This is a genomic window from Meiothermus granaticius NBRC 107808 (genome assembly GCF_003574355.1).
Taxonomy (GTDB): Bacteria; Deinococcota; Deinococci; order Deinococcales; family Thermaceae; genus Meiothermus; species Meiothermus granaticius.
On the sequence record NZ_QWLB01000001.1, the window covers coordinates 119,641 to 128,662 of the forward strand.

The window sequence follows — 9,022 nt, forward strand, 5'->3', positions numbered from 1 at the left end:
GCCGCGATTGTACGCTGGGGGGATGAGGGCTCGCGTCGGGGTGCTCTCCGATACCCATGGACTGCTGCGGCCGGAGGCGGTACAAGCCTTGAAGGGCGTGGACTGGATCGTTCACGCGGGGGACCTCGGGTCGGCAGAGGTGCTCGAGGCCCTGCGGGGAATTGCCCCCACCGTTGCGGTGCGGGGCAACATAGACCGGGGGGAGTGGGCCCAAGGCCTGCCTTCAACCGAGATCCTCGAGGTAGGCCCCTACGCGCTCTATGTCCTGCACGACCTCCGTGAACTGGTCCTGGACCCCGCCGCGGCGGGGTTTGCCGTGGTGATCAGCGGGCACTCCCACCGGCCTGCGATTCGCCAGGAGAAGGGCGTTCTATACCTGAACCCTGGCAGCGTGGGGCCGCGCCGCTTTGACCTTCCGGTGAGCATGGCGGAGATCCGTGTGGGGAAGGGGCGGCTCGAGCCCCGCCTGATCGAGCTGCCGCTAAGGCTATAAGGCTATGCGGGCTGCTCCAGCCCCTCGAAGACCGCCCGCCCCTCGACCAGGGTCAGCACCGGCCAGCCCCGGAGCTTCCAACCGGCCCAGGGGCTGAACTTGGCTTTGGAGGCGAACCGCTGGGGCTCCACCGGGCGTTCTTGGTCAGGGTTCCACAGCACCAGGCTGGCCTCCGCACCCGCCTCGAGCCAGATGGCCTCGAACCCCAGCACCCGCCGCGGTCCGTCGGTAAAACGCTCCAGCAGCACCGGCAGGGGGAAATCTCGCTTGAGCACGAGCTCGGTGTAGAGCAAAGGCCAGCCGACCTCGAGGTTGGGGATGCCAAACGGGGCCCGCAGCAGATCGAGTTCCTTCTCGTCTTGGGTATGGGGGGCGTGATCCGTGCCAATGCAGTCAATGCTGCCGTCCAGGAGGCCTTGGATCAAGGCCTCGGCATCGGCGGGGGTGCGCAGGGGGGGGGCCACTTTGTAGAGCGGATCGAGGCTCTCGAGCCGCTCCTCGCTCAGGGTGAGGTGGTGCGGCCCCACCTCACAGGTGACCGGTAACCCCTCGGCCTTCGCCTGGCGGATGAGCTCCAGACCTCGAGCGCTGGAGAGGTGCTGTACGTGCAGCAGGGCTTTGGCCTGCGGGCCTCGGCCTCCGAGCTGGGCCAGGACATACCGGACGATCTCCAGGTCCCGTGCGATCCGTGCGGACTCCGCATAGACCGAATTTCCCGGCAGCCCCAAGCGGAATGAGACCCCTCCTTCGTTCATCACCCCGCCCCGGCGCAGTCCGGCGTCTTCAGCGTGGACGCTCACGGTGAGGCCCCAGGAGGCCGCGTACTGCATGCCCAGAGCCAAAACCCCGGCATCCTCGTTGGTCCGGCCATCGTCGGTGAGCAGGACCGCACCGGCCTCAGCCAGCAACCGGGCTTCGGTCAGCCGCTTTCCCTCCTGCCCTTGGGTTAGGGCCGCGGCAGGGTGCAGCCGAGCTTGGCCGATGCGTGCAGCTTTTTCCTTGAGCGCGGCAACCCCCTCCGCGCGGTCTACCGGCGGGAGGGTGTTGGGCATCGAGACCACATCGCTGTAGCCCCCTCGGGCCGCTGCGGTCAGGCCGCTGGTCAGGTCTTCTTTAACCTCCTGTCCGGGTTCGCGCAGATGGGCGTGGGGGTCGCAGAAACCAGGGGAGAGGATGAGGCCCGAGGCGTCTATGTGGCGGCGGGCATCCCCCCCCTCGAGCGAGAGAATCCGCCCCTGGCCGATGAGCACATCGGCGGTTCCGTGTTCCCCCCGGCTGTCCACCAGCCGGACGTGTTGGATGAGCAGTTCACCGTTCATGATTCCCCTCGGGGTTTTTTGCCGACCAGCAGGTGATAGAGTACCGCCATGCGAATGGCCTGGCCGTTGGCCACCTGCCGCTCCACCAGGCTGCGGGAGGAGTCGGCGAGCGGGCCCTCGAGCTCTACGTCCCGGTTCATGGGGCCCGGATGCAGCAGCGGTGCACCAGGTTTGGCCCAGTCCAGACGCTCCTGAGTCACCTGATAGCCTGCGATGTACTCGGGTAGGGAAGGCAGCAGGCCCTTGTCCATGCGCTCGTTTTGCAGGCGTAAAACCATCACCGCATCCGCGTCGGTGAGCCCGGTTTTCAAGTCGGTGCTGAGCTGGACCCCTGGAAGGGTTCCCGGCAGCAGCGTAGCCGGGCCACAAGCCACCACCTCTGCTCCCAGCCGGGGCAGCAGCTCGGCGTTGGAGCGGGCCACCCTCGAGTGAAGGATGTCTCCTACAATCGCGATCTTCTTGCCCTCCAGGCTCCCGAGCGCCTCCAGCAGGGTGAAGGCGTCGAGCAGGGCCTGGGTGGGATGGGCCCGCCAGCCGTCCCCAGCGTTGATGATCGGCTTGCCCAGCCAGCGCTCGGCCTGATGGCAGACCCCGGCGGCGTCCACCCGGATCACGTAAGCGTCAACTCCCATGGCATCCAGGGTGAGCAGGGTGTCCTTGTAGGTTTCGCCCTTGCTTATGCTGCTGGTTGCGGCGCTGAAGGAGAGTACATCGGCGCTCATTCGCCGGGCCGCCAGCTCAAAGGAAAGCCGGGTGCGGGTACTGGCCTCAAAAAACACCGTGGCCACGGTGAAACCGGTCAGGGCCGGGACCTTCTTTACCGGCCGGGCCAGCACCTCTTGCATCATCTTGCTGGTTTCAAACAGGCTCTCGAGCTGGGCTCGGCTCCAACCCTGAAAATCGAGCAGGCTGCGCGGGGTTGGGGCGGCAGCGCTGGTATCGGGCGTTACGGTCATGGGTACTCCTTGCTGGGGCACCTCTCGAGCCGCGGACAGAGCCTAATGCTCCCCGCGTTGCACCAATCGGTGCTTTGAGCATCGTCTGCTTGGGTGGGGCTAATGTTCCCACAGCTCCACGCTGTCCTCGCCATCGTCCTCGAGGGTGTGCACCTTGACCACCTCGGTTTTAGAGGTGGGCAAGTTTTTCCCCACGAAATCGGCGCGGATCGGCAACTCCCGGTGACCCCGGTCCACCAACACCGCCAAGTAGATGCGGCTGGGGCGGCCCTGATCAATCAGGGCATCGAGGGCCGCTCTGGCGGTGCGACCGGTGAAAAGCACATCGTCCACCAGCACCACCGCTTTGCCGTGTAGGTCGAAGGGGATACGGGTTTCGCGGACTTTGGGCTGCAGCCCGATCTCGCTCAGGTCATCGCGGTAGAGGGTGATGTCGAGGATGCCCATCGGCGGGGTGACCCCCTCAAAACTCCGGATGATCTCCACCAGCCGTCGGGCCAGGGTGATCCCCCGGGTGTGAATCCCGACAAAGCAAAGCCCCTGGGTGCCCTTGTTTCGCTCCACCACTTCGTGGGCGATACGGGTAAGGGCCCGGCGCACCTCGTCCGCGCTTAACAGTTGCGATTTGAACTTTGGATTAGCCTCCACCGTCTCTCCAGAAAAAAACGTGCCCCCGGGGCACGCCACAGTCCTCTTTAGTGGTTTCTAAACAGCTCACATTTCCCTCCCTTCCCGGCCTCACGGGGCCGGACTTAAAGGTGCTGGGTTTCCCCGCTTGCATGCTACGCCTTACCGGGAAGGTTGGTCAATGGCACCTCGAGCCAAAGTGAGCCAACGCGCCTTTTGAGCCCCCCCGCCGCCTGCTACAATCGCTTTTTGTGAGCAAGGGTCGTGTGCTTGTGGCCATGTCGGGCGGGGTGGACTCCTCGGTGTCTGCCGCGTTGCTCAAGGCCCAGGGCTACGAGGTGATCGGGGCCATGATGCGCTTCTGGCCCGATAACAAGAAAGACGACTGCTTCGAGACCTGCTGCTCCCCCGATGCCGCCTATGAGGCCCGCCGGGTGGCCGACCAGGTGGGGGTGCCCTTTTACCTGCTGGACTACCGCGAGGAGTTTCAGGAGAAGATCATAGACCCGTTTATTGCTGGGTACGCTGCCGGGGAGACCCCTAATCCTTGTGTTAATTGCAACACCCGGGTCAAGTTCGACTCGCTGCTCAAGAAGGCCCGTATGTTGGGCTGTGAGTTTGTGGCTACCGGGCATTATGTAATCCGCCAGGGCCAGGCCTTGCTGCGGGGAGACCGCAACAAGGACCAGACCTATTTCCTGTGGGGAACCCCCAAGGAGGCCATCCCCCACCTGCTGTTCCCGGTAGGGCATTTGGAGAAGCCCCAGGTGCGCCAACTGGCGGAGGCGTTTGGGCTACCTACCGCCAAGAAGCCCGAAAGTCAGAACATCTGCTTTGTGCAGGGGGATCTCAAGGAGTTTTTAGCCGGCCACCTGACCGCGCGACCGGGGCCCTTGGTAGACCTCGAGACCGGTCGGGTGATTGGCGAGCACGCCGGGGCACAGTTCTACACGGTGGGGCAAAAGAAGGGCCTGGGTTTGTGGCAAACCCACCTCGAGCGCTACGTGGTGCGGGTCAGTGTCCCCACCAACGAGGTCTTTGTGGGGCCCCGAGCGGCTTGCGAGTGGGGTGGGCTCGAGGCGCGGGAGGTGAATTGGCTGCTCGAGCCCGAGGAGCTGCCGGAGGAGGTAGAAGTGCAGGTACGCTACCGCACCAAACCTGTACCGGCGCAGATCGAGGCCCTATCCTCCGGACGGATGCGGGTTCGCCTAAAAGAGCCTCAGTTCGCGGTCACCCCAGGGCAGTCGGTGGTGGTGTATTCCGGGGACCGCTTGCTCGGCGGGGGGTTCATCGCTCAGCCGCTGTGGAATGGGCACGAGCAGACTTTAATCGAATCCCTTTAGGTCACAGCTTTTTCTCCAATCGGCTGACACTCGGATGACACAAACCAAGAACTATGGGGCTGTGAAAGCCGCACGGATACCCGTGAGTCTGGGCTTGATGAGATTGGAGAAAACCATGAGGAAGCTTCTTGTCACAACCGCAACCATGGCAATGGCCGGGCTGAGTCTAGCCCAGAGCCTCACCGGGGCTGGGGCGACTTTCCCCTACCCTCTATACGCAAAATACTTCGATGAGTACGCTAAGCTCACGGGGGTCAAGGTCAATTATCAGTCTATTGGTTCGGGAGGGGGAATTCGCCAATTCATCGAGCAAACCGTATCTTTTGGGGCTTCTGATGCTCCTATGACAGACGAGCAAATCAAGGATGCCCGGACCGCCTCAGGCGGATCCAATGTACTCCATATCCCTACGGCGTTGGGTGCGGTGGTTCCTATCTACAACATTCCTGGGGTAAGCGCTGTGCTCAAGTTTGACGCCAATACGCTGGCCGGGATCTTTTTGGGGACCATCAAAACCTGGAACGATCCCGCCTTGGTTAAGCTCAATCCCGAGGCCAAGCTGCCTCCTTTGCCCATCACAGTGGTGCATCGTTCGGATGGCTCAGGCACAACGTTTGTCTGGGTGGATTACCTGACCAAGGTGTCGCCCGAGTGGGCCAGGCAGGTGGGGAGGGGCACCAGCGTGGCCTGGCCAGTAGGGCTAGGAGGAAAGGGCAACGAGGGGGTGGCAGGGGTGGTCAAGCAGACCCCGGGTAGCATTGGCTACGTCGAGGCGATTTATGCTCGCCAAAACAAGATTTCTTACGGGGCCGTGCAGAATAAGTCCGGTAAGTTCATTCAGGCCGATCTGCCCTCAATTCGTCTGGCTGCTAACGTAGTACTACCGGGAGATGCGCGGGTCTCGATCACGGATACCCCTGAGCCCGGAGGATATCCGATCGCCAGCTTCACGTACATCCTTTTGTATCAGCAGGCGGATAAGAACAAGGCTATCAAGAGTGAGGCCGATGCCAGAGCCCTTTCAGACCTCATCTACTGGATCCTTAACGATGGTCAAAAGTACAATGAGGGCCTTGAGTATGGCCGTCTTCCAGAGGTGGCTAAGGCTCGAGGGATGTCCCTGCTGTCCAAAATGACTTACAATGGGAAAGCACTGCGTTAGTGGAAAATCTCACCCCCTACAGCGGGCGACTTCGAGTCCCCGCTGTAACTCATAAGTGAAGGTCGGATTATGCAACAAACCGCTCCCAGCCATCATCGGCGCTCACTGGCCTACAGTGCTTCTGGAGACCGGGTCTTTTCGGTGATCATTGCCCTTTTAGCTTCTGGGGTGTTGATTTTAGCTGTGCTGATGGCGTGGGAACTTTATAGCGGTGGAGCCGACCCCATCCGCCGCTTTGGCCTTCTCGGCTTTCTTACCGGGACTGAGTGGGACCCCGTAATCAAGAAGCAATTCGGGGCATGGCCTTACGTGCTTGGCACAATCCTGACCAGCATAGGGGCTTTGCTGCTCTCGTTCTTCCCGGCTTTAGGGGCAGCCATCTACGCGGCAGAGTACGCACCCCGCCCGGTGGCAGTGGTTATCAATTACTTGCTGGATCTGACCGCAGCGGTTCCCAGTGTGATCTACGGGTTGTGGGGGATCTTTATCATGGCCCCCTTTTTACGAGACCACTTTTACCTCCCCACCTACCTTTGGGCAGCCAATCACGCTCCTGGGCTGCTGCCGTTTCTTGGAAACCCCAGCGGCTATGGTCTGCTAACGGCCATCTTGATTTTGGCGGCCATGGTAGTTCCTTTTACCGCTGCGCTGGCTCGAGACGCCATAGCTTTAGTGCCTGCGCCCCAGCGTGAGGCCGCTTATGCCCTTGGAGCCACCCGCTGGGAGGTAATGCAGATGGCGGTGCTGCCCTTATCTCGTACAGGGATTATTGCTGGGGCCTTTTTGGCCTTGGGGCGCGCACTTGGGGAAACCATGGCTGTGACCATGGTGATCGGCAACTCCCACAAGCTGCCATACACCCTCTTTGGTGGGGCCGCCACTATGCCCAGCGTGATTGCCAACGAGTTCACCGAAGCGGTAGAACCGCTCCATTTGGAAAGCCTGATCGCCCTGGGGTTTTACCTATTTATCGTAGCGCTGGTGCTCAACATCGTCGGTGGGCTGATCATTCGTAGGCAGGCTGCGTTGGCTCGAGGGGTGCTATGAACCGCGATCTAAACTTGCGCCGCCGATATTGGCGTGATCGCTTGATGCTGCTGTTGCTGGGCATTGGCACAGTGCTGGCTTTGCTGGTGCTGTTTTTGGTGATGGGCTATGCCTTGGTGAATGGAGTGGCTGCACTGAACTGGGATTTCTTTACCAAGGACATGAAACCCCCAGGGGAAACCGGGGGTGGGCTGCGACAAGCCATTGTGGGCACCATAATTGTAGACGGGTTGGGGCTGCTGCTGGCTTTACCCATCGGCATAGCGGCAGGCAGTTTGCTGGCCGAGTATCCTGATCATCCCCTTACGCCTCCCATTCGTACGTTGGCGGATACTTTGAATGGAATGCCTGCCATCCTCAAGGGGTTGGTGGTCTTTGTGCTGATAGTCAAGCCGATGGGCACATTCTCCGGTTTTGCAGGGGCTGTGGCTCTGGGGTTCATTATGGTTCCCATCATCACCCGCGCCACAGAGGGGGTGTTGACCTTGGTTCCCAAAGAGATTCGTGAAGCCGGGTTGGCCTTGGGCCTGCCCCGCTGGCGGGTCATCCTATCTCTAATCCTTCCGGCGGCTCGAGCGGGCATTGTCACCGGGGTAATCCTGGCCTTTGCTCGAGCCGCTGGCGAGGCCGCCCCCTTGTTGTTCACTTCATTTGGCAACCCCTTCTTAACCACAGATCCCCTTAAGCCCATGGATACGCTACCTTTGCGCCTGTTCCAATTTGCCATTAGCCCCTATGCCGACTGGCACCGGCAAGCTTGGGCTGCAGGCTTGGTATTGTTCGCACTGATTGTGTTGGCCAGTGCTTTGGCGCGCTGGGCAACTCGCCGACGGTTATAGGGGGAGAAGCGTTATGGAAGAGACCAGCGTTCCAAAGTTCTTCATGCGGGATGGCGCGCTTGAGCTTAGCTCTACCAAGGAGTTGGTGCACCTAGAGGCTCGAGACCTCAGCGTTTACTACGGTAAACGGGTGGGGGTGGGGAGGGTCAACCTCTCCCTTTACCGCAACCGAGTCACGGCCTTCATTGGCCCCTCGGGGTGTGGTAAAACCACGTTTTTGCGCTCCCTCAACCGAATGCATGACCTCACCCCCAATGTTCGGGTTCAAGGGCAGGTTTTGTTGGATGGGAGCGACATCTATGGCCCAGGTACCGATCCTATACAGATTCGTCGCCGCATCGGTATGGTGTTCCAAAAGCCCACAGCTTTCCCTACCCTATCTGTTTATGACAACGTCGTCGCGGGCCTAAAAATGGTGGGCTTGCGAGATCGCAAACGGTTGGATGAGGCAGCGGAGCGGTCCCTGCAACAAGCAGCCCTATGGGATGAGGTTAAAGACCGCTTAAGGGCGCCGGCGGCTGGGCTTTCAGGGGGACAGCAGCAGCGCCTCACCATTGCTCGAGCTTTGGCGGTGGAGCCCGAAATCCTGCTCATGGACGAACCCACAGCCTCGCTCGACCCCATTTCCACCCAGGCCATTGAAGACCTTTTAGGAACCTTGAAGCAGCAGGTTACCATCGCGATTGTGACCCACAACATGCAGCAGGCCGCGCGAATATCGGATTACACCGCGTATTTCCTAAACGGTGAGCTGATTGAGATGGACTCAACCAGCAAAATGTTTACTAAGCCCAACGATAAACGCACGGAGGCCTACATTACCGGACGATTTGGTTGAACGGAGGTCTAAGCTCTCTTGGCTACGGGATGCTCCCAGTAGCCTTTTTCATAATCCATTCTCTATCTGTAGCCATAATTTGGCGCGTGTTGCGTGCATTGGCTTGGGTGTTTGGGGTGCTGATTCTGGGTCAAGCCTGGGCCTATGACCTGGTGGTATACGGAGCTACCCCTCAGGGGGTGACGGCGGCGGTGGCTGCCGCGAGGGCGGGTCTCAAGGTGGTGGTGCTCGAGCCCAGCCCACGGGTGGGGGGGGTGCTAACCGGGGGAGGGCTGGCCACCCTAGACCTGGGGCTGTCCACCCGCAAGAAACCCTTTCAGCGGGGGCTTTTCGCCGAGTTTTACCGCTGCATTGGAGGGCATCCTTCCTTTGATGTGGGGCGGGCGGAGCAGGTGTTG

Annotated in this window: 10 protein-coding genes; 7 read left to right on the forward strand and 3 right to left on the reverse strand. The window is 60.9% G+C overall.

Translation table 11 applies throughout. The features are described 5' to 3' along the window. The first annotated feature begins 22 nt into the window (after nucleotides 1-22). Nucleotides 23-493: a metallophosphoesterase family protein gene (locus tag Mgrana_RS00700; RefSeq protein WP_119355677.1), complete on the forward strand. Its 471-nt coding sequence runs from the start codon at nucleotides 23-25 to the stop codon at nucleotides 491-493. A 2-nt stretch (nucleotides 494-495) separates the two neighbouring features. Here the strand turns inward: Mgrana_RS00700 and Mgrana_RS00705 are convergent, their stop codons facing one another. The 3 genes from Mgrana_RS00705 to pyrR form a co-directional block, all read right to left on the reverse strand. Further along, on the reverse strand, nucleotides 496-1,812 hold the full coding sequence (locus Mgrana_RS00705; RefSeq protein WP_119355678.1) for a dihydroorotase: 1,317 nt from the start codon (nucleotides 1,810-1,812) through the stop codon (nucleotides 496-498). Then, entirely contained in the window at nucleotides 1,809-2,768 is a 960-nt protein-coding gene (locus Mgrana_RS00710) for an aspartate carbamoyltransferase catalytic subunit (protein ID WP_119355679.1), read from the reverse strand. Before Mgrana_RS00710 ends, Mgrana_RS00705 begins: the two co-directional genes overlap by 4 nt. A gap of 99 nt (nucleotides 2,769-2,867) precedes the next feature. Beyond that, nucleotides 2,868-3,416: a bifunctional pyr operon transcriptional regulator/uracil phosphoribosyltransferase PyrR gene (pyrR, locus tag Mgrana_RS00715; RefSeq protein WP_119355680.1), complete on the reverse strand. Its 549-nt coding sequence runs from the start codon at nucleotides 3,414-3,416 to the stop codon at nucleotides 2,868-2,870. 230 nt (nucleotides 3,417-3,646) lie between these two features. Between pyrR and mnmA the strand changes: the two genes are divergently transcribed. From mnmA to Mgrana_RS00745, 6 genes are all read left to right on the forward strand, one after another. Next, nucleotides 3,647-4,738, forward strand: coding sequence for a tRNA 2-thiouridine(34) synthase MnmA (gene mnmA / locus Mgrana_RS00720; protein WP_276309130.1), 1,092 nt, complete (start codon nucleotides 3,647-3,649; stop codon nucleotides 4,736-4,738). Nucleotides 4,739-4,889: 151 nt separating this feature from the next. After that, nucleotides 4,890-5,900: a phosphate ABC transporter substrate-binding protein PstS gene (gene pstS, locus Mgrana_RS00725; protein ID WP_240631186.1), complete on the forward strand. Its 1,011-nt coding sequence runs from the start codon at nucleotides 4,890-4,892 to the stop codon at nucleotides 5,898-5,900. A gap of 69 nt (nucleotides 5,901-5,969) precedes the next feature. Then, nucleotides 5,970-6,947, forward strand: a complete 978-nt coding sequence (gene pstC, locus Mgrana_RS00730; protein ID WP_119355681.1) for a phosphate ABC transporter permease subunit PstC — start codon at nucleotides 5,970-5,972, stop codon at nucleotides 6,945-6,947. Then, nucleotides 6,944-7,786, forward strand: a complete 843-nt coding sequence (gene pstA / locus Mgrana_RS00735; protein WP_119355682.1) for a phosphate ABC transporter permease PstA — start codon at nucleotides 6,944-6,946, stop codon at nucleotides 7,784-7,786. The genes pstC and pstA overlap by 4 nt, the downstream gene beginning before the upstream one ends. Nucleotides 7,787-7,829: 43 nt before the next feature. Next, a complete protein-coding gene (pstB, locus tag Mgrana_RS00740) occupies nucleotides 7,830-8,624 on the forward strand; it encodes a phosphate ABC transporter ATP-binding protein PstB (RefSeq protein WP_119355694.1) in 795 nt (264 codons plus the stop codon). Between the two features lie 86 nt (nucleotides 8,625-8,710). Next, nucleotides 8,711-9,022: FAD-dependent oxidoreductase (locus tag Mgrana_RS00745; protein WP_338067249.1), on the forward strand; the 312-nt coding region annotated here is incomplete at its 3' end.

Bases quoted from the DNA above. Each gene is read 5' to 3' on its own strand.
- Mgrana_RS00700 (WP_119355677.1), top strand. From the start codon at position 23: ATGAGGGCTCGCGTCGGGGTGCTCTCCGATACCCATGGACTGCTGCGG.
- Mgrana_RS00705 (WP_119355678.1), bottom strand. From the start codon at position 1,812: ATGAACGGTGAACTGCTCATCCAACACGTCCGGCTGGTGGACAGCCGG.
- Mgrana_RS00710 (WP_119355679.1), bottom strand. From the start codon at position 2,768: ATGACCGTAACGCCCGATACCAGCGCTGCCGCCCCAACCCCGCGCAGC.
- pstS (WP_240631186.1), top strand. From the start codon at position 4,890: ATGGCCGGGCTGAGTCTAGCCCAGAGCCTCACCGGGGCTGGGGCGACT.
- pstC (WP_119355681.1), top strand. From the start codon at position 5,970: ATGCAACAAACCGCTCCCAGCCATCATCGGCGCTCACTGGCCTACAGT.
- pstA (WP_119355682.1), top strand. From the start codon at position 6,944: ATGAACCGCGATCTAAACTTGCGCCGCCGATATTGGCGTGATCGCTTG.
- pstB (WP_119355694.1), top strand. From the start codon at position 7,830: ATGCGGGATGGCGCGCTTGAGCTTAGCTCTACCAAGGAGTTGGTGCAC.